Here is a 19,316-nt window from a genome sequence, read left to right as displayed (position 1 = left end):
CAATAAAATTGTTAATTTGCACCCAAGTTACTCAGCATCTCAGAACCTCAGCATCTCAGAACCTTAGTAACTCAGCAACTCAGATAAAATGAAATTAAGAGCCGAAAATATTGTCAAAACCTACAAAGGGAGAAGCGTTGTAAAAGGCGTTTCTGTGGAAGTAAATCAAGGAGAAATTGTGGGTCTTTTAGGACCTAACGGTGCCGGAAAAACCACCTCTTTCTACATGATTGTAGGCTTAGTAAAACCAAACAGCGGAAAAATCTTTTTAGACGGTATGGAAATTACCGATTTTCCAATGTATAAAAGAGCACAACACGGTATTGGGTATTTGGCTCAAGAAGCCTCCGTTTTCAGAAAACTAAGTATTGAAGACAACATCTTAAGTGTGTTGCAATTGACTAAGCTTTCTAAAGCGGAACAAATTGCCAAAATGGAAAGTTTAATCGACGAGTTTAGTTTGGAACACATCAGAACCAACAGAGGTGATTTACTTTCAGGTGGTGAACGAAGAAGAACCGAAATTGCGAGAGCTTTGGCAACAGACCCTAAGTTTATTTTATTGGATGAACCTTTTGCCGGAGTAGACCCCGTTGCTGTGGAAGACATCCAACGCATTGTGGCTCAATTAAAAAATAAAAACATCGGTATCTTAATTACCGACCACAACGTTCAAGAAACCTTAGCGATTACCGACAAAACGTATCTGATGTTTGAAGGTGGAATTCTGAAAGCCGGAATTCCTGAAGAACTTGCAGAAGATGAAATGGTTAGAAAAGTATATTTAGGTCAGAATTTCGAATTGCGAAAAAAGAAATTGGAATTTTAATCGCTTACTATTCTTCCGCCAATTGTCATATACCCTAACATCCTAGGTGTCCCGTTATACACATTAATATCCACAGGTCCTTTTATACCGGGAACACTTCCTTTATCCGTAAATTGCCAAAACAGCCAGTCGTCTTTAATGGTTTCAACAAAAAAATTATAATTGGCAATCCAAAAAGTATAGCCCTTAAAATCATTCTTTAAAAAATCAACATAATAACGTTCTCCGGAATAAATAATGGGTTTTACACCATAATGGGATTCCACTCGATTTAACCATCGTTGTAAACCCACTTTCAAACTATCCATGGATTGTTTTTTAGGTAAGTTTTCAATGTCTAAAACCGGAGGTAAATCTCCTTTTTCCAGGCGAACCGTTTTTATAAATAAGTCGGCTTGCTTGATGGAATTTTCATTGGGACGATAGTAATGATAGGCACCACGAATCAGTCCGTTTGCTTTTGATTTTTCCCAATTTGTTTTAAATTGCTTATCCACTCGGTCCTTTCCTGCCGTTGCACGAATAAAAACAAAAGGCAATGGAAACGTATCTTCCAATTTCTTAGCTTGCGTCCAATCGATTTTACCCTGATATTCTGAAACATCAAAACCCAACACTTTTGGATGGTGCTTTTTGGCTATTTGAAAAATACGGGCATCTTCTACTTTTGAAGCTTCCGTTGTTTCAATGTGATGACGGGAACGGAAACTAAAATAATAGGCTAAAGCCGTTCGATAATGATAGGCCGCTAATGCAATACTTACAATCAAAAACAAACCTATACCATATCCCAAAAACGATTTGGAAGTCGTTTTTTTCTTTCGGGTTGTCCTTTTAGAAACAGAACTGGAGCGTCGGGTGGGTTTCCGCATTACAAAATGACCTTATGCCTTTGCAGCAAAGCGATTGGAAATAAGAGATAACAGTACATACAATAGGATAACCAAAGGGACTGCCGTGATTTTTAAAAACACCAACAAAATTACTGACAGTGCTAAAAACACCAATTGCACTTTATTTTTTTCAAAAGAAAATCCTTTTACTTTTAATGAAAACAAAGGGATTTCAGCATTCAACAATAGCACACTTAACAGCGAAATGCCCATCAACACATACGGATTAGTCAGCAACTGAATCGCAATATCGGATTCCGTAGAAGTGATAATTAAAGGTAAACTTAGAATCAACAACGCATTAGCCGGAGTGGGTAAACCAATAAAAGAATCCGTTTGACGCGTATCTACATTGAATTTTGCTAAGCGATAACACGAGCCTAAAGTAATAGCAAAGCCGAAAAGAGGTAGCACATGATTCACCGGAAAATAAGGATCTAAAACCGACATACCGGCATTTTGATAGTCAAAAATAAGTTGGAACATCACATAACCCGGAACCAACCCACTGGTAACCATATCAGCCAAGGAGTCCAATTGCAAACCTATCGGACTTTGAACGTTAAAAAGGCGTGCAAAAAAACCATCAAAAAAATCAAAGAATATGCCCAAACAAACAAAAAAGAAAACCAACTCATACCGATGGGAAGACACAAATAATAAGGCAATACAACCTGAAAGTAAATTTAATAAGGTGATAAAATTGGGTAGGTGTTTCTTTATACTCATTTTTGATTGCTTTGAAAACAAATTTAATACAATATCTAACATTTCCTTACGTTTTGTAAAGGTAATTTTCAGGGATAGTAGAATCTCAATAAAATATTTTACTTTTGAAAAAAAATTGACAAATCTCGGTTTGTATAAATAAAAAATGCTTTGAAAAACAGCTTACTCGCCTTTATTCTTTTAATAAGCGGCATTTCACACAGTCAAGCCATACGAAAATATTCCAATGAATTCATGAATATTGGCGTAGATGCTGCGGCATTGGGAATGTCTAATGCGGTAACGGCTAGCAGTATGGATGTGAATGCTGTGTATTGGAATCCCGCGGGTTTAGTAAACTTAGAAGACAGCCAAATCAGTTTAATGCATGCCAGCTATTTTGCCAATATTGCCCAATACAATTATGCTGCATTTGCAATGCCAATTGACGATAGAAGTGCTTGGGGTGCTTCCATCATCCGATTTGGTGTTGACGATATTTTAAACACTACCCAATTAATTGACAACGACGGAAATATTGATTACAATCGAATAAGTTTGTTTTCTACCGCAGATTATGCCGCTACCTTTTCCTATGCTCGAAGATTGCAAGTTCCCGGTTTACAATATGGCGTAAATGCTAAAGTAATTCGAAGAATTATTGGAAAATTCGCCAACTCCTGGGGGTTTGGTATTGATGTAGGACTTCAATTTGAACGCAACGATTGGATGATTGGCGTGATGGTTCGCGATATTACGACAACGTACAACATTTGGAACATCAACGAAGAAGAATATCAAAAGATAGCCGATGCGATCCCGGGTGAAAACCAAGAACTTCCTGAAAAGTCAGAAATCACCTTACCGAAAGCACAACTGGGAATAGCCCGAAAATGGATTATAAGACACGATTACAGTTTGTTAGCGGCTACTAATTTAAACATGCGTTTTGCAAGAACCAACGATATTATTTCCACCGACGTAGTGAGTATTGATCCGGCTGTTGGTTTTGAATTTGGCTATACTGATTTGGTTTTTGTCAGAGGTGGCGTTGGTAACTTTCAAAACGTCCGACAGATTGATGACACTGAAAAAATAGGTTTCCAACCCAATATTGGTATTGGATTCAAATACAGAGGCATTCAAATTGATTATGCTTTAACGGACATTGGCGACCAAAGTGCCGCTTTGTATTCTAATATTTTTTCAGTTAAAGTAGATTTGGGGATTTTTAGGTAAGTACTTGAGGTGCTGAGGGACTAAGGGACTAAGGGACTAAGGGACTAAGGGACTAAGGGACTAAGGGAAAAAATAATATAATTTACATGATTACTACTACGAAAAAAATTAGTTTTCTACTCGTTATACTTCTTTCGTTTTCGAATGCACTTTTCGCACAGGGTTATCGGCTGTCTGACCAAGCAAAAATAAGTGTAATCACCTGCGGTAGTGGCGATCAATTGTATTCCATCTTCGGACATACCGCCATACGGGTAGCAGATGAAGCGATTGATTTAGATATCATTTACAACTACGGTACTTTTGATTTTAATACACCTAACTTCTATTTGAAATTTGTAAAGGGAGATTTGGATTACGTGCTGACCACCGCCACTTTTGAGCAGTTTATTTATGAATACCAACAAGGCAATCGAGATGTTTTTGAGCAAGAATTAGCCTTATCCCCCGCTCAAAAGCAAGAATTGTTTGAGTTACTCACCAAGAATGTATATTCCGAAGAAAGGTTTTATCGATACAAATTCATTGATAAAAACTGTACTACAATGGCTGTAGACAAAGTAAATCGGGTAATACCATCGTATACGATTGAAAAAAACAAACCTTACGAAAAAAGTTACCGTCATGTTTTGAATCCGTATTTGGACAACTTGTTTTATGAGAAATTAGGGATCAATATCATTTTTGGACACCGCCCTGACACCGAAGCCAAGCAATTGTTCTTACCCAATGAATTCTTTGAAAGTCTTGCAACAGCAAAACCCAACAACAATTCGCTGGTTTCCAACACCATCACCCATAACCTCCAAGACAAATCCAAAATAGAAACGACTTGGTGGAACACACCCTACACCTTGCTTTTTGGATTACTACTTGTCATCTTTTCGAATAATAAAAAAGTATATACCACCTACTTGATAACTGTAGGCGTCTTGGGTATTTTTCTGTTACTAGTAGGCTTATATTCGTTACACCGCGAAGTTTTGTGGAATTATAACGCCTTACTTTTTAATCCGCTCTACCTCTCCTTAGTGGCCTATTTTTGGCAAAAGAAAGCAACAAAATTTAAAAGAGTGTGGCTACTAAGCCTTGTGTTGTTACTAATTTATACTATCTATTTAGCATTCAAAGCCCATTTCTTATTGCTCGTCCCTTTTATCGGAACCCACGCCATACTCCTCTACCGCCTAAACAAATGGTTTTCACCAAACCCGGAACCTATAAACGATTAACCTTTTTTACTGCCCCCTATAAAACAACACCGTACTAATCGTTTTAATCACAATATTAATATCCAAAAAGATACTTCGGTGTTTGATGTAATACAAATCATATTGCAGTTTAATCAAACTATCATTGATGGAATCACCATAGGCATAGTTCACTTGAGCCCATCCCGTTAAACCGGGTTTCACTACGTGGCGGGTTTGATAAAATGGCATGACTGCCGCTATTTCCTCTACAAAAACAGGTCGTTCCGGTCTCGGGCCAATAACAGCCATATGTCCTAATAAAATATTGATAAACTGTGGGATTTCGTCTATTCTGGTTTTTCGCAAGAACTTACCAAACGGAGTGACACGTGTGTCATTTGCAGTAGCAAAAACAGCACCGTGTTGTTCGGCATTTTTTACCATAGTTCTGAATTTGATGATGCGGAACACCTCGCCGTTTCTGCCTACCCGTTGTTGGGTATAGAATAAATTACCTTGGTTGCCAATAGCATTTCCGATTACTAAAAAAGGGACCACTAAAAAGCCGGCAACAATGCCAACCAAAGAAACTGCTATTTCTAAAAAGCGAACAATGATCAAATACAATTGGTTTTGATTGCTCCTGCTGAATGGAAAATAGCGGTAGAAATCACGGGCTACAAATTGCACTGGAATGCGTTGGGTCAAACTTTCATAGACTTGAATGTATTCTCGAATGACAAAACCATTTTCTAACAAAAGAAGCAGTTTGTTGTATAAAGTTACCGTTATGGCTTCGGTTTTCTCAGTAGCAATCACCACTTCAGAAATGCCATTTTGTTTTACAAATGACTCTAAATGTAGCGTATTTACTGAAGGAATGGTAAGAGCGGTGTTCACATAGTCCTCTTTTGTATCAGTTGCCACATAACCTACTATTTTATAATGTGGATCGGCATTTTGCAAACCCGAAACCAAGTCGTAAACCGCCTCATGATCACAAACCAACAACACTTTTTTCTCAAAGCGATACGATGCAAAAAACACTTGATACAGCAATCGCCATATCAATAAGGCCAACAATACGGCCAAATAGAAATAGAGAATTTGAATCCGATTGTTGGGTAAGGTAGGAGTCAATATAGGAGTCAGCAAATAAAACAAAACCGTAGTGGAAGCCGTGATAGTCACACTCCGTATCATTTGAAATTGATTACTGGCCACTTGGAGGTTATAAGCTTCAAACACCGTTCCGAAAAACAACAAATAAAGTCCCAATACCAATGTCCAGTAAAAATTGGAAGGGGTGATATAGAAATAACTGAAGTTAAAAATACCGCCTACCAGATACAAAGCTCCCAAAACAAAAAACACATCAAATACCCGCAAAAGAATTTTACGCTCGGATATTTCAAAATGAATTTTTTTGTTGGATTTCATTGGTAAAATTCAATTTAGAGGGCAAGTTACAAAAATCAATGACATTGACAATAGCGTAAACAATAGGATAATTAAAAATTTATGGTTGCGTAATAGTAAATTTATGTCACTTAAAAGCAATCCTTTTAAAACCGCTACAACCTCTCCTTAATTCACTAAACACGGAATACTGAAATACTGAAATACTGAACACTAAATACCACCCTCCAACAGTGCTTTCCACTGCACTGCAATCGCTCTCCAATCATATTTATCTACTTCTTTTCTGGCGTTTAAAGTGAGTTTTTCAGTTAAGCCTTCCGAACGCAACAAACGAAGCACAGCTTGAGCCATAGCAGGTGCATCGTTAGTGGGCACCAACAAACCCGAGACTTCGTGCTGTATCAAATGCGGAATACCACCTACATCAGTGGAAACCACCGGCAATCCAAGTGCCATTGCTTCAATTACACTTACAGGCATGTTATCAATCCTGGTGGTGTTAATGAATACCGTATGAGATGCCGCTAACCCAATCCATTCCTCTTTTGTCAATTTCCCGGTCATTCGAACCGGTAGCTGGTATTTTTGCAACGTTTGTTGCCAAGCTGTTTCCGAAATTGACTTATACGGTCCCACCATGGTCAATTGAGCTTCTGGAAATTCTTCTCGAACAAGAGCCAGTGTTTGCAAAGCCATTTCAGGATTATAAATCGAATCAATAGCTCTGACCCAAAGTAAATGGGGCTGTAACGCACTTCGTTGTTTAAACGGATAGTTTGCCAGTTCTATAGTATTAGGAATGACCTCCACTCTTGGCAAGTTAAAAGAAGCTAAATGTTTTTTTAAATAGGCAGAGGGGATGACTGTTTTATAGGCATAGTTAACTAAAGCCATGGCTGTTTTAGGATTATTTTGAAAACGAGCAGGCAAATTTCCACCATGTAAGATGGGGATATAAGGGATATCAAAAACACGGCATAACAAACTACAACTGTAAGCATACCAAAAATTCAACGTGCTGTACACATCTATAAGTACCACATCTACTTTACGGGAATGTAACACAATTGCAATCCACATGTGCATCAACCGGAAGACTTTGTTTTGATAATCGGATACAGTCGTAACCTTAAACCCCTCCTGTTGTAGTTGCCGGCTCAACGTTTCTATCGTTGAGGGATTGTTGCCTTGCTTGGAGAGTTTGTTTCCAATATACAATAGGGATTTCATGAATGTGTATTTTAAGTAAAGTTAAGGCATAGATAAAGGCAGGTAATGCCGTTCGCATAGCAGCATGATTTAAAGTTAAAAACCAAAAAGCCAATAAACTTAATAAAAAGAAATGGCTTTTATTATCAAGATACAAAATTAAGGGTGTAATAATTAACAATAAAAGACCTATTATCCCAAAAAAACCATGTTCACCTAGCATTCTCGTAACTTCATTATGGGAAGCAATTGAAATATCAAAATGCTCCTCTCGATATTTGTGACCGCTTCCTACTCCACCACCTAAAAAAGGTTCATCTAAAAAAAGTTGAATTTCGCTCATCGCGACTTCCTCTCTTCCAGACAAAACACTTGATTTTGCTCGCCCTTGAGCATCTTGATTTTTATATCTTTTTTCAATTAAACCTCCAGTTATTGCAATTGTATAGATCCAAATAAAAAACATACCTATTCCAAGTAAAACCATTACCATACTCAACTTTGAACGAACATTAGTACCTCCTTTAAAAAAAACAATTCCTAAAAAAAGTACTATCATAAACAATCCTGTTATTAAACCCCCTCTCGAGAAAGTCAACAATGCTCTATAAGCTAAAACCAATGACAAAGCCAAGTTAATCAAAAACTGTAACCTAGTAGGAGAGGAGAATAAAGCTCTTGTAAAAAAAACAAACATTCCCAAACCTAAAAAAGTAGCCACTTGATTGGGTCCATAACCTCCTGAAGTGGCAAAGTTTGAACCAGTATGCACTAAAGCTTCTCTTAAATCTGGAGTATATAAAAAGGCATATACCACACAACTTATTATAGGTAAAGCAACTATCAATAGCACTTTCATAAACTTTTTCAAACTAATAGCTCTTGTATAGCAATAAAGTGATCCTACAAACAAACAGATTGGACCAGAAATATTAAATAAAATGCTTTGTCGTAAACGTGGATCACTTCCAAATTCTATCATTCCTATAATGATTCCAGGCAAAAGCAACAAACTAAAAATCCAATAAGGCAGTGCATTTCTTGCAAATCCCTTAAAATACATGCCAATAAATAGCACAATAATAATACTATACTTGGCATATTCCCAAAAGAAATAACCTTTCGTCATTCGAATCAAAAGTTCAGAACCCGCAATATAAGCTGCAACTAATAAAGCTTCTTCGTTGGCATTCTTATTCCTTAAAACCCAAATTATACCCCCAAAAATTATCAAATGGGTATATACATAAGAAAGAGGCTTGAAAAAAAAGATCAAGAATCCAATTATAAAATGCAAACCAATGAGTTGTATATAGTTGGAATTGTTCATTTTAAATTAGTTGAATGTTTCTTTAAATATCAATTTATTTAATTTATTAAAATAACTAGTGTAAGTAAAAAGTGTTGCTAATTCCTGTATTTTTTTTGACTTTTGTTCAAGTTGCAACTTTTCTGAAAAAACTGCCTCTCCCAAAACAGATTCAAAAGTTTGCTGACCATTTATATCCCAAACATAAGCATTATTCTCATGCAAGTAATGTTTTATACTACTAACATTAGAAACAACTGGAACAATACCATAACAAGCAGCTTCCGCAATGACCTTAGGGAATCCTTCATTCGAACTCGGCAGTAAAAAAAAATGGGAAGCTGATAAAAATTGATGCACAGTAGCCCTATCTAAATAACCGTGAAAAATAATAGATATAGGTAACTGACTGGCTAGTTTTTCGCACAACGCTCTTTCAGGACCATCCCCAATGATATGAACCGCCTCAATTATCCCATGAGGTAAAGGGGATAATGCCTTTAAAATTCTATCTACTCCCTTAACATGGTCAATTCTGCCAACAAAAGTTAACACGTAGGGTGGTTCAAACTTTTTAGTAGCTGCAATAAGTTTACCTGTAGCAATATTTTCCTCTGTCAAACAGGGATTTTCAAAAGAATAACATTGTGGGGCTTGGTGAGGCCAAAACCCATTGATGGTGACCGGAAAATCAATCCACTTCTTTTGCAAAAACCAACGTTGCCAACCATTGGAACGGGGTGGTTTCTCCTGCTCCCAGTCGCCGGCATATTTGACCCAAAAAATATAATCCCGCTTCCAAAACCAAGTAAACAAGGGTAGTAAAAACAAACCCATGGCGGTAGGTGTTCGTAATTGCACTTCGGTAGCCCCAATCAGTTGCTTTTTTACAGTGCGAATGATGCCGGGCATTTTCTTTAAAATACCTATTTTTTTCCTCAAGGTACTACCGCCATAAGCAGGAATGGGAACATAGGTAATGTTGGTTTTAGTATAAGCCACAGAACTTGGTGGTGGATAATAACTATAATAACACCCTACATGAACCACTTCTTCCCAATAATCCGCCAAATAATTGATTTCATGCACCGTAGGACCCCAACCACAAATGGTGCCGGAAGCATCGGTGTAATGCTCCGTATGGGATATAATAACTAGTTTCTTTCGCTTCATGATTCAATTATAGTTGTATACTTTTCAATGATATCTTTCCATTGAAATTGTTGTGACCATACTTTTGCTTGACTTGAATACGTCTCATAGTCTGCATAAATTTCAATCAATGCCGCTTTGATGGCTATTGGGTCATGGGGATCAACCAATTTACCGCTATACCCCTCTTGTATTGCATCTGCTATGCCACTGTTGACAGAGCCTATTGCCGGTAAGCCTAAAGCATTGGCTTCTAAAACAGCAATACCAAACCCTTCAAAATCGCCATTGGCTAAATGCTCACTCAACATTATAAACACATGACTTTTTTGCAGTCGTACTCGTTTTTCTGTTTCGGTCAATACACCATGAAAAATAACACTATCTCCCAATTGTAATTCATTTATTTTCGCTTTAATCGCTTCAAGTTCTGTCGGCAAACCTACACAATGATACTGAATCGTAGCCTTCCAAGAAAGCAATTCCGGCAAAGCGTTTATCACATTGTGCTGTCCTTTTCTACGGGTAAGATTGCCTACAGTCACTAACGAAACAGGAAGCTCTTTTTGTACGTCTGAAAAAGAGGCAGCTGGCAAAACAATTCCGTTAGGAATGACCGTTACGCAAACATCAGGTAAAATAGCTGCTATTTTATTCTTTGTAAAATGAGAAACCGCCACTACTTTTTCAAATCGTTTTAAGCTCATTTTAGTAAACCACCGGCTAAAAAAGCCACCGGCTTTTAATTCAGTGCCGTGAATAATGGCTACACTGCTTATACTTGTAAAAAAAAGCGAGATTAAAGCACCCATCCAAAGGGAAAACTTACCGGAAGCTATTAGTATATGAGGTTGCTTTTGCTTAACGATTTGTAAAACTGCTGCAATTCTATACAAGTAAGTACGCCCCCAATTTTTTCGTTCCGTGCGACGAACCGTGAAGGATTGCGACCTGTCAAAAGCAGCTTCCTCTTCATAATCAGTCATCCTTCGGTTGGTATGAACCTGAACAGTATAGCCTTTTTCTGAGAGTTCCGATGCCAAATGAAAAGCATGAGTCCCTATGCCTCCCGGTAAGGGAGGAAATTCTGAGGTAAGTAAAAGTAGCCTTTTGTTCATAGAGGTATCAACCTTTGAAATATGAAAAATTCACAAATTCAGTATGTTCTTGTGTCATGAAATCCAAATACATTTTAACATTAGAACGCACCCTGTCATTAGTAACGCTTTTACCTGCCACCCCTTTATTGTCAAAATGTTTAACCCCACCAACTCCCAAATCCAAGCCATAAACTTCGATAGGTAATTGCATCTCAATAGCCAAAAAATAACCAAACAAGAGTAAAAAAACACCACTGTTTTGAATCTTAATCGGCAGGTTTCTTTGTTTGTAAAACCCTGAGAAATGATTCCAATTTTCTAAAGATGCTGAATGACTGTCCAATTCAGAAATCATGTATTTATTTTTTTTTGAAAGTTTTGTCAAATGTTTTTTCAGAAAACAAAACCCTTTTTTATGCAATTCAGAATTTTGATAAAAAAACACAATTTCTTGCGTATCTTTTAAAAAGTAATCGCCAATTGCCAGAACTTTTTTAACATAAAAACCATCATTAATAAAATACAAATAATCAAAATTTTTAACCAATCTATACCCGGAATTTGTCACAACATAAAGTGTATCTTTATTCAACGCTACTTCATTTGCTGAGGGCCCGCTTGCCAAAACAACTATCTTTTTCTTTTCCGAGTATTTTGTTTTTAAATTATGTAAAGTAAAATAGTGCGTTGTATCTGTCTTCCTTCCAAGCAAGCCTTTGAAAGCAATTAGCAAACTGTAAATTTTAGCGGCTACTCTTTTTAAAACTAACTGCATCTTATTCTTTGCTTAAAACACACATGATTGTGGCACCATGAAAATTGCCAAGTAATGATTTCAAAATGAACTTATACGTATCTCTTTTATTCCAATTGAAATAAGGATACTTTTTGGTTTCACAAAAATGAATCTTAAAACCGAATCGTTTCGCAATCTTTTCAATACTTTCAAGGGTAAAATAATTGAGATGAATAGGTGGACCCGATTGATAAATTTTACTACCCGGATTATCATAATTCAAACGTTTATTATAATTAGGAACAGTAAAGCCAAAATAGCCTCCCTTTTTTAATTTTGATTGAATTAATTCAAAAAAAAGAGGCAAATCCTGAAGGTGCTCCACCACTTCGAAAGCAACAATGGCATCCAATTTTCCTTCGATTGTTTCCACTTTTGAAAAATCACCTACCCGAACATTATAGCCCAATGACTGTGCTTTTTTTGCAGTAGGTTCATCCAACTCAATTCCGGTATAATTCAAACCCAACTTAGTTAAATAATTAGCTACAATTCCTACTCCGGCTCCAATTTCAACGATGTGTTTATTATCCGATTTTAAAATATAACGGAGTACTTTCAATTTGGGTCGTCCTATAAAAACAGTGCCATTTTTTTTTAGTTTTTCAAACTCATTTCCGTGAGTTCCATATTGTGAAGTTTGATTATACAATTGATCATAAGTAGCTATGAATTCCGCCTCAGTAAAAATTTTCTTAGCAAAAATTAAACTGCAAGAGGTACATTGAACTAAATTGAATTTCTCATTAAGAAGCTCTATTTGAGATTCACAGATTTTGCATTTTAAAAATTCAGACATAAATTCTACTTAATTTAAATAACTTGGAAATAAATGACCTTTTGGCAACAATAAAAAATGACACTTCCCTCTTTTTTTGACAGTTTCAGGGGTTGTCAATAGCTCTTTGTTTGTTAGATACCAAGCATCATAGTCAATTTCTTGACACCATTTCAATACATTATTAGTATTTTCAAACATTGACAGCTCTTTGTTGGAGTGCATTTCAACCAATATTTTAGGTTTGTTCTTTAAAACTGTTTCTTTTGCTCCCCCCAAAACCTGAAACTCAGCTCCCTCAACATCAATCTTAACAAAATCAGGAGCTAAATCAAAATAGGAACTCAAAAAGTCTAAAGTTACAGTTTTAACTTTAATGAAACTATTAAGAGATGCTGCTGTTTCCGCATGACTTTTATAAATACTGCCTGCTGCACCATGACCAATGGTATAAAAGTCAATTTCATTGTCATTGGTATCACTAACAAAAGAGACAAAGGTTGATGTCTTCCCTATTAAATTGTTCTCAATTAAATTTTTATGGGCAATAAACAAAGCTTCAGGATTAGGATCTACTAAAAGTATTTTTTTTACATTTTCATTAGTTAAACCAAGTAATGCTGTATAACCAATATTACAACCAATATCAAAAATGACAGTAGAATTTTTTGATAAATCATTAAACCAATCATCATCTGAATCTTTAGTCTTTCTATAAGAATTTTTTAAACATTTTATACTTTTACCATTCACTTCAACAATATCCCATTGCTCTTTTTTGTGTAATAAACGGTGTTTGATATTACTTAACAGCTTCCTTATTTTCATATTTTGTATTTTTAATAAATGTATTAAATTATATCAAATCAACTAATTTAGTTGATTTTTTAATTTATCTGTTGACAGGTGCCATGAATAAAAGACTTGAAAAACGATTAATGGAAAAAACAAAGGAAAAGTTAAATACACTACTACAGTTAAAATTCTGTTTCCTTTATATTTATAAGGTAAGATTGAAGGAATTATAGAATGCAATAAGTAAAAAAATGATAATCTTCTACCAAAATACTTCCTACTATAATACAACACACTTGGTACCGGTCTGGGTCCAAACAACTTTTTTGGTCGCCAACCGTCCCAACTGCCCATTTGTCGCAACCCACCTTGACTGACTTTTAAATGAACTCGCTTCGCTTTCGGATTAGAAATATTTTTATAGCCGTTCAAATAAGCACGTAACCCAAACTCCCCATCGCCCATGCGTTGCTTTTCAAATTGCAAATCAAAATAACCAATCTCCTGAAAAATGGCCTTTTTCAACAACACATTGCCCGTATCCAGCTGATCACTCCAACGAAAATAACTGTAATGTTTTGGGATTTCAGCTCCCACAACACTTAACGAAACTCCGGAAGAGATATCGGCTTGAAAAAAATCAATCGCTTTTAAATGTTCCGATATCCAATTGGAATCAATTCGGGAATCATCATCATACAACAAAATCCAATCGCCTTTGGCCAATTGAATGGCTTCATTTCTGGCTTTCCACAAGGCTTTTTCTTCTTGGTACCAATACCGCAAATCCAATTGCCATCCTTGGTAAAACGATTCCTGAAACGGGTCGGTTTGATCCACTACAAGCACTTCAAAATTTGTATAGTCCTGTTGTTCTAAATCCCGAAGCACATCGCTCAAGTAGTCATACCGATTCAACGTGGGAATAATTATTGAAACCAACGGTTGACTTTGCACTAACGGACTCTCAAAAGTGTCGTATTCCGGGTACTCAAAAACTTGGTTGGAATAATCCAAACGTTTCACTTTTCTCGTTTTAAAAAAACCGGAAAACTCTTTGATGGGGTTGTGAAAAGTAACTAATCGAAGCAGCAACGTGTAAAACACCCAAGCTGTATGGACGTTTTTTCTGAGAAAACGGTATTCATCTATGACCGGGATTTGTTCTAAGTCCCAAATATTTATACCCGTTTCCTCCTGAAACGCTATATAACCGGATTGAAATGCCGTATAGGCTCGGTCACGTTGTTGTCCGGCTTTTGAAGTATAGCCATTATCAATTGGAAACAAACCCCCTAATCCCTCCAAACCTTCAGTAGTTGGAAAGTACCCCCACTCTTTTTTGGATTTGAGGTTAAAATACCAAATAGGCCGAATATAGGTTAAAAAATTAAAGAGCATTTCCTGTTTTTTTCATGTAATGAGCCACTGTCAAAATTTCTTTCCATAGTTTCCTATTCTTGTATTGCATTTCTTTAAAGGCTTCGTTTGAAATCGCTTTGTGAAATTCCAATAACTTAAAGGTAATCAAATGCCGCTCCTCCCATTCCACCCATACCACATGTTGTTTCCAATCCACTTCATCGGTCAAAGGCAACAAGCAATCTGTATTGACAAATATAGGGATTTTACCCATCAAAAGGGTTTCATACAAACGCACGGAAAAATTACCGGCACCTCGAACGCAAAGCACATAATCCGATTGCATAAGATTGTCGTAATATTCTTTAGTGGTACGTTTCTGTTCTGTTAGGTTATCAACTCCCCCCCGATAGTGCTTTCTAAAAATAAAATTACAGTGCAAATCCCTAGCATTTGCTAAGGTTTGCAACAAATACCATCGTTCAAAAGCCGAAGCAAAAAGCGGTTCCCAATCGTTTCGAAAAGGGTTTTGCAAAAAACGTTTTCCGTTTTCCAGTACACACTTGAGCAATTCTTTTCCTCTTTTTAGCGTTGAATCTGTGGCGTGTCCGCAAAATCCAATACTCGGAGTCGCTGATTTATCGCGAGGTATAGGTTCTTCCAAACCATATATTTTTTGGAAATGATCGGATAAAGACACGGGAAAACCATGATTTTTATCAGAAAGCTGACTTTTAAAACCACCCATTCTAAAATAGGTAAACTGAGAAAATTCAGGATACGCTTTTCCAAAATCTCCTGAAATATAGCCAAAACCTTTAATGTCGTTCTCCAGACACAGAAGATTATAGGCTTTCAGTTCTTTCAATTGTCCGCTATTGACATAATAATTCACAGGCAGGGGCAAAAGCATAAAAGAAGCTTCATCAGGACTATCGGTATAGTGAAACGTATCCGCAATACCCCATCGTTCTTTTAATTTTAAATCATTACGCCAACCTTCCGCAGTATAAAATGGTCGGGTTAACACAAAAAGTTGGAGTTTGTTTGTGCCTGTAAAATCAATAGAAGGAATAAAAATTTTAATCATAAATCTAATACCATTTTGAGAATATTTTAACTCTGTAATCGGACAGAAGTTGCTTTTCAACAAAAGCCAAATCCCTAACCATTAACGTGTTAAATCTATTTAAGTTATACTTCTCTAAAAGAAGTAACTCTTTTGTTTGATAACTGTATGCATATGGGGAAAAACCAAAATCCAGTAATCGTTGATAAACTTCTTCATCCGTTACACCATATTTTTTGCCTGATTTGTTAAATTCAATTAAGATTACCTTCAAGTTTGTATTTTTGATAGTTTGTATTCCACCTTCAATAACAAATTTTTCAAAACCTTCAACATCAATTTTCATAATTGTAGGCTGAACAGTTTTGCACCAATCATCTAAAGTAGTTACGGGAATTTGTATTGATTTTTCTTCCTGATAAGACACAATATGATTCATAACTCCTTTGTCTGTTGAAAAATATAGAAAACCTGTTTGATTTGAAAAACCTAGATTAAATATAGAAATTTTATCATGCAATTTATTGTGTAAAACTTGCTTTTTTAATTGACTAAAAGTTTCCGGCACAGGCTCAAATGAATAGGACAAACAATTCTTGCTTCCTGATAAAATTAAAGAGTAATGACCTAAATTTGCCCCAATATCAAAAAAAACATCGCTTGATTTTGTGTAATGAAGTAAAAAAATGGAATCTTCAAATTCATACAAACCATGATAAATATTGCTTACAATACCGGCGTCACCTTTTCGGGCAATAAACTTTAGCCCGTTAATCCAATCATAATTACATTCTTTTAAAAATAAAACCTTTACATTAAAGTAAACATACCTGTAAATAGCACCAATTGGAAAATATGAAGTTACTGGATGTCTTTTAAATTCAGTATACCTTTTTTTTAACTTTTTAACTATTTTCATAAAATGCTTTGAATTTCAATTCTTGTTTCTCAACCGAAAAATCACGTTTCACTCTCGCTATAGCTTGTTCACTACTTTTTACCTTTTCTATTGCTGCTATTCCAAGAAATGCTTTGATACCGTCAGCCAAAGCCTTCGGATTTCGCTTGGGCACTACACTTCCGGTATTCCCATGCATTACATTCTCCTCTAATCCTTCTGCATCACTCACTATACAATAGACCCCCATCGCTTGAGCTTCCAGCACCGCATTGCCAAACCCTTCCTGTATGCTGTATTGCACATACACATCCGTCTGCTCCAATTGCTTTTTAATGTATTCTGATGATTGTTTGCCGGCAAATGTTACAAAAGGGTCAATACCCAATTGATGGGCCGTAAACCGCAAGCGTTCTTCTTCCTGTCCTGTTCCAATAATGGTATAGTGAAAGGCTACTCCTTTTAGGTGTAATAAAGCAAGGGCTTCAAGTGTGTAGTCCAATCCTTTAATCCAATGCAATCGTCCAATTGTTAGAATCTGTAACGATTTGTTGGGTTGAAAAGCAGGGTGTGGTGAAAAAAAAGCGGTATCAATTGCCGGTGGTATTATAAAAATGCTTGAATCAGGGATTCCATAAGAAATTAAACCTAACTTCATGGATTCAGACAACACATGATACCGCACGGTTTTAGACCATAACTTCGAATAACAACCTGAGTTTTTAATAGGGTACACATAATAATCAAACCCTCTAAAGCTTACCGCCATTTTGGCTCCAATAGCCTCCGCAACATGCTCTCGTCCTAAAGCCATCGTAGCAAACCCAAAATGAAGCCAATCCAATCGCTCCGATAAGAGTGCCGCATTCAGCAGCAAACGGGAAATTAATGTCAACCATGGGGTATGCTCCTTTCGTTCACTTTTTACAAACCGAAACACTGTTTTAGAATGGCTGACCAATAAAACAAACAACGTAACTTTTGCCCTCAACAAAAGAAGTATGCTATTTCCTTGTGTAGAAAAAGAACTCACCACACGTGCCCCACAATAATGGGTTTCCATAGTTTCTCCATTCACAAACAACACTACTTCATGCCCGTTCACAACCAGTCCGCTTATTTTCGAACGAAAAAAAGTCTCCGAATAGGCCGGAATCGCCGGCAAAACAAGGCCAATTCTCATGCTTGTGTTTCTAAGGATTGATATAGTTTTTGCATCGCTGCAACCATTTGTTGCTCCGTAAAGTTTTTTTCAATAGTGCTTCGGGCAGCTTTACTCATACGTTGATAGTCTTCAAGAGCTAATTCAGAAACTTTTACAAGTGCCGCTGCTATTGCTTTCGGATCGCGAACAGGTACTACAAATCCATTCACACCATCTGTCACCACCTCCGTCATCCCGCCACAAGCTGTCGTTACCACAACTGTTCCTAAAGCCATAGCTTCCAAAACCACATTAGCAATTCCCTCTTCAACACTTGGCAGTAAAAGAACATCGGCCTGTTGTATCGCTTCCAACACCTCATCCGAAGATAAATAAGGTTCAAATTGAATACAACCCTCTAAACCCGATTGAGCTCGTAAAAAAAGTAATTCTTCATTGGCATCAAGACCGATTATAGTATAAGAAAAAGAAACTTGTTCCTTTTTCAAAAGACACATGGCCTCAATCGCATACGAATAACCTTTAACCCAATGTGCTCTTCCAATAGAGAGTATATGTATTTTTTTTGCTGATGCCGCTTTAACTTTAAAAGCGAAATCTTTAAGATTCAAACCACTGTAACCAACATGAATTAATTCGGGAGAAACACCATAGGATACTACTTCTTTTGCTATTGCTTTGGAAACCGTATGAAAGGCATCTACTTTAGAAAAATGTAAAGCATAACTTTCCGCATACTTAGGATATACCTTCGGACTTATTGTCAAATGGGTTCCCCTTGCACTCAACACCAATTTCATCCCAAACTCCTGCACCCACATCCAATCACCTATAGATTTAGCCCATTGCAAATGAAAAACATCAGGCTGGTGGTACAAAACAGGATAACATTTTAATTTTTGCAAAGTTCCCGAACGTTCTTGTTGGTCTAGAATTTTATCCAGTTTTTTTTTGGCCTTGGCCTTGAACAACAGCAACAAAACCGTGTATTTAAAAAGTTGCCAAGACTTATGCATTTTTCCGCGATAGCCTACTACGGTTATAGTAGGAAACGCATAACTAACCTTTTTCTTCATTGCTCCAAACAAGATCAATTCCACGCCTTCTTTAGCCAAACCCTGTATCAAACGATCAATAAAAACAGGTGGTGGCAATTCTCCGGTGTATAAAGCTACTTTCATGAAACAACATATTGGGTAAAAATAGAAAAAAAAGGGATTGGTTGGTAAAGTTGAGGCAAAACAAAATCAGGCAAAACCCATTTTCATAATAAAGTTTAGTGAAGAAAATTTCAACTGAAAACTAGGTAACGCTGAACGTCCTGATTTTGCCTCCCTTTAGGGACGGGGCAAAACAAAATCAGGTAAAAAGTATCAATTTCAAAAAACTTAAATGAACT

General features: G+C 36.6%; 18 protein-coding genes. 3 read left to right on the top strand and 15 right to left on the bottom strand.

Features of this window, described 5'->3' with window-relative positions; translation table 11 throughout:
• Positions 1-88 precede the first annotated feature (88 nt).
• Positions 89-829: an LPS export ABC transporter ATP-binding protein gene (lptB, locus tag IEV15_RS01405; RefSeq protein ID WP_188360703.1), complete on the top strand. Its 741-nt coding sequence runs from the start codon at positions 89-91 to the stop codon at positions 827-829.
• Here lptB and IEV15_RS01400 read toward each other — a convergent pair.
• Both IEV15_RS01400 and IEV15_RS01395 read right to left on the bottom strand, forming a co-directional pair.
• Positions 826-1,701, bottom strand: coding sequence for a glycoside hydrolase family 25 protein (locus IEV15_RS01400; protein ID WP_188360702.1), 876 nt, complete (start codon positions 1,699-1,701; stop codon positions 826-828). The genes lptB and IEV15_RS01400 overlap by 4 nt on opposite strands.
• Before the next feature lie 12 nt (positions 1,702-1,713).
• Entirely contained in the window at positions 1,714-2,451 is a 738-nt protein-coding gene (locus IEV15_RS01395) for a CDP-alcohol phosphatidyltransferase family protein (protein WP_188360701.1), read from the bottom strand.
• 150 nt (positions 2,452-2,601) lie between these two features.
• Between IEV15_RS01395 and IEV15_RS01390 the strand changes: the two genes are divergently transcribed.
• The gene (locus IEV15_RS01390; protein ID WP_444542645.1) at positions 2,602-3,669 is read left to right on the top strand and encodes a putative type IX sorting system protein PorV2; all 1,068 of its coding nucleotides are present in this window, start codon (positions 2,602-2,604) and stop codon (positions 3,667-3,669) included.
• 86 nt (positions 3,670-3,755) lie between these two features.
• The gene (locus IEV15_RS01385) at positions 3,756-4,901 is read left to right on the top strand and encodes a lipoprotein N-acyltransferase Lnb domain-containing protein (protein WP_188360700.1); all 1,146 of its coding nucleotides are present in this window, start codon (positions 3,756-3,758) and stop codon (positions 4,899-4,901) included.
• Between the two features lie 6 nt (positions 4,902-4,907).
• On the opposite strand, the gene IEV15_RS01380 is transcribed toward IEV15_RS01385, so the two are convergent.
• The 13 genes from IEV15_RS01380 to IEV15_RS01320 all read right to left on the bottom strand — a co-directional run bounded on the left by IEV15_RS01380 (position 4,908) and on the right by IEV15_RS01320 (position 19,098).
• Positions 4,908-6,302: an exopolysaccharide biosynthesis polyprenyl glycosylphosphotransferase gene (locus IEV15_RS01380; RefSeq protein WP_188360699.1), complete on the bottom strand. Its 1,395-nt coding sequence runs from the start codon at positions 6,300-6,302 to the stop codon at positions 4,908-4,910.
• A 192-nt stretch (positions 6,303-6,494) separates the two neighbouring features.
• Positions 6,495-7,514: a glycosyltransferase family 4 protein gene (locus tag IEV15_RS01375; RefSeq protein ID WP_188360698.1), complete on the bottom strand. Its 1,020-nt coding sequence runs from the start codon at positions 7,512-7,514 to the stop codon at positions 6,495-6,497.
• Positions 7,414-8,823 carry an O-antigen ligase family protein gene (locus IEV15_RS01370; RefSeq protein WP_188360697.1) on the bottom strand — a complete coding sequence of 470 codons (1,410 nt, stop codon included), beginning with the start codon at positions 8,821-8,823 and terminating at the stop codon, positions 7,414-7,416. The genes IEV15_RS01375 and IEV15_RS01370 overlap by 101 nt, the downstream gene beginning before the upstream one ends.
• A gap of 6 nt (positions 8,824-8,829) precedes the next feature.
• A complete protein-coding gene (locus IEV15_RS01365; protein WP_188360696.1) occupies positions 8,830-9,975 on the bottom strand; it encodes a glycosyltransferase family 4 protein in 1,146 nt (381 codons plus the stop codon).
• Positions 9,972-11,072 carry a glycosyltransferase family 4 protein gene (locus IEV15_RS01360; protein WP_188360695.1) on the bottom strand — a complete coding sequence of 367 codons (1,101 nt, stop codon included), beginning with the start codon at positions 11,070-11,072 and terminating at the stop codon, positions 9,972-9,974. Before IEV15_RS01360 ends, IEV15_RS01365 begins: the two co-directional genes overlap by 4 nt.
• A 7-nt stretch (positions 11,073-11,079) precedes the next feature.
• Positions 11,080-11,829, bottom strand: a complete 750-nt coding sequence (locus IEV15_RS01355) for a hypothetical protein (protein ID WP_188360694.1) — start codon at positions 11,827-11,829, stop codon at positions 11,080-11,082.
• A gap of 1 nt (position 11,830) precedes the next feature.
• Complete coding sequence (locus IEV15_RS01350; RefSeq protein WP_188360693.1) at positions 11,831-12,649, bottom strand: class I SAM-dependent methyltransferase; 819 nt, start codon at positions 12,647-12,649, stop codon at positions 11,831-11,833.
• A gap of 9 nt (positions 12,650-12,658) precedes the next feature.
• Positions 12,659-13,456, bottom strand: a complete 798-nt coding sequence (locus IEV15_RS01345) for an FkbM family methyltransferase (RefSeq protein ID WP_188360692.1) — start codon at positions 13,454-13,456, stop codon at positions 12,659-12,661.
• A gap of 42 nt (positions 13,457-13,498) precedes the next feature.
• The gene (locus IEV15_RS01340) at positions 13,499-14,824 is read right to left on the bottom strand and encodes a glycosyltransferase family 2 protein (protein WP_188360691.1); all 1,326 of its coding nucleotides are present in this window, start codon (positions 14,822-14,824) and stop codon (positions 13,499-13,501) included.
• On the bottom strand, positions 14,814-15,875 hold the full coding sequence (locus IEV15_RS01335) for an exostosin domain-containing protein (protein WP_188360690.1): 1,062 nt from the start codon (positions 15,873-15,875) through the stop codon (positions 14,814-14,816). The genes IEV15_RS01340 and IEV15_RS01335 overlap by 11 nt, the downstream gene beginning before the upstream one ends.
• 4 nt (positions 15,876-15,879) lie before the next feature.
• Complete coding sequence (locus IEV15_RS01330; RefSeq protein ID WP_188360689.1) at positions 15,880-16,773, bottom strand: FkbM family methyltransferase; 894 nt, start codon at positions 16,771-16,773, stop codon at positions 15,880-15,882.
• Positions 16,760-17,935, bottom strand: coding sequence for a glycosyltransferase family 4 protein (locus IEV15_RS01325; RefSeq protein ID WP_188360688.1), 1,176 nt, complete (start codon positions 17,933-17,935; stop codon positions 16,760-16,762). Before IEV15_RS01325 ends, IEV15_RS01330 begins: the two co-directional genes overlap by 14 nt.
• Entirely contained in the window at positions 17,932-19,098 is a 1,167-nt protein-coding gene (locus tag IEV15_RS01320; protein ID WP_188360687.1) for a glycosyltransferase family 4 protein, read from the bottom strand. Before IEV15_RS01320 ends, IEV15_RS01325 begins: the two co-directional genes overlap by 4 nt.
• Between the last annotated feature and the right edge of the window lie 218 nt (positions 19,099-19,316).

The sequence above is a fragment of the Flavobacterium orientale genome (assembly GCF_014638005.1).
Lineage (GTDB): Bacteria > Bacteroidota > Bacteroidia > Flavobacteriales > Flavobacteriaceae > Flavobacterium > Flavobacterium orientale.
This window is presented reverse-complemented; position numbering and strand designations above follow the sequence as displayed.